The organism is Paenibacillus ihuae, assembly GCF_001368795.1.
Taxonomy (GTDB): Bacteria; Bacillota; Bacilli; order Paenibacillales; family Paenibacillaceae; genus Paenibacillus_AQ; species Paenibacillus_AQ ihuae.
In genome coordinates this window covers 364,739-366,247 of record NZ_LN831198.1, presented here as the reverse complement: position 1 = coordinate 366,247, position 1,509 = coordinate 364,739, and the positions used below count along the sequence as shown (strand labels likewise).

Here is a 1,509-nt window from a genome sequence, read left to right as displayed (position 1 = left end):
CGTGGTATAAAGAACTCCCCCCGCCTGCCTTCAAAATATCCAAATATTTAGCGCCCTGAAGCCGCAGATTCAGCTCGAATTCCCGTGATCCGGCAAATACGATATGCGTATGCGGGTCAATGAGCCCCGGAGTAACCGTCTTCCCGGCCGCAGACAGCACTGTAACCGGCTTATCCCCGGAGTGCTCCTTAACATAACTGCTGGCCTCCCCGCTGCTGCCCACGAACACAAAAATCCCGTCCTCGATCACAATACCGCCGTCTTCGATCAGTCCAAGCTGCTCCATCTCTCTACCCGTCTTCGGCTTCGTGCTGGCTCCCCCCAGCGTAGCAATCTGGGCTGCGCCATGAATATGAATCATATGGCTGCTCCTTTCCCTCTAGTCCAGCATGGGCATGCGGATGCCCTTGGCCCGGGCTGTATCCACAGCCAGCGGATATCCCGCATCCGCATGGCGGACAACCCCCATGCCGGGGTCTGTCGTCAGCACCCGTTCAAGCCTTGCTTCCGCTTCCTTCGTGCCATCCGCTACCACAACCATCCCCGCGTGCTGGGAATAACCCATTCCGACTCCGCCGCCGTGGTGAAGGGAGACCCAGCTGGCCCCGGCAGCCGTATTGACCATCGCGTTCAGGAGCGGCCAATCGGAGATGGCGTCACTGCCGTCCAGCATAGCTTCGGTCTCCCGGTTGGGTGATGCCACTGATCCGGCGTCGAGATGATCCCGGCCGATGACAACCGGCGCGGACAGCTCCCCGGAGGCTACCATATCATTAATAATCCGGCCGAATTTGGCCCGTTCCCCATAGCCGAGCCAGCAGATCCGGGCGGGCAGGCCCTGGAAGGCAATTTTCTCCCGGGCCAGAGTAATCCATCTCTGCAGCCCTGCATTATCCGGGAACGCCTGCATGATCGCGGCATCGGTCTTGTAGATGTCCTCGGGATCACCTGACAGAGCTACCCAACGGAACGGCCCTTTCCCCTCACAGAATTGCGGGCGGATATAGGCGGGAACAAATCCGGGGAAATGAAACGCCCGATTGACGCCCTGATCATAAGCCACCTGGCGTATGTTGTTGCCGTAATCGAAGGTGACGGCTCCCTTGCTCTGCAGTTCAAGCATCGCTTCGACATGCCGGGCGATGCTCTTTTTCGCTAGTGCAGTGTATTCCTGAGGGTTCTCCAGCCGGAGCTGCCTGCCGGTTTCGATAGTGTACCCGGCAGGCACATATCCGTTCAGCGGATCATGGGCCGACGTCTGGTCGGTGAGAATGTCCGGAACGAACCCGTGCGCGATCATCCGCGGCAGCAGCTCCGCCGCATTGCCCAAGAGGCCGATGGACAGCGGACGCCCTTCGCTTCTGGCGGCTTCTGCCAGGGACAGCGCTTCTTCCATCGTCTCTATTAGAACATCACAGTACTTGGACTGGATACGCTTCTCGATCCGGGTCCGGTCCACATCTATCCCGATGAATACTCCATCATTCATCGTTACGGCCAGCGGCTGGG

General features: G+C 59.1%; 1 protein-coding gene and 1 pseudogene. Both read right to left on the bottom strand.

Going from position 1 to position 1,509, the window contains the following annotated elements; translation table 11 throughout:
- A pseudogene (locus AQR02_RS33320) lies at positions 1 to 361 on the bottom strand (imidazolonepropionase); the annotation flags it as partial.
- Between the two features lie 18 nt (positions 362 to 379).
- Positions 380 to 1,509, bottom strand: a 1,130-nt coding sequence (gene hutU, locus AQR02_RS01675; RefSeq protein WP_054939119.1) for a urocanate hydratase, incomplete at its 5' end; no start/stop codon positions are given.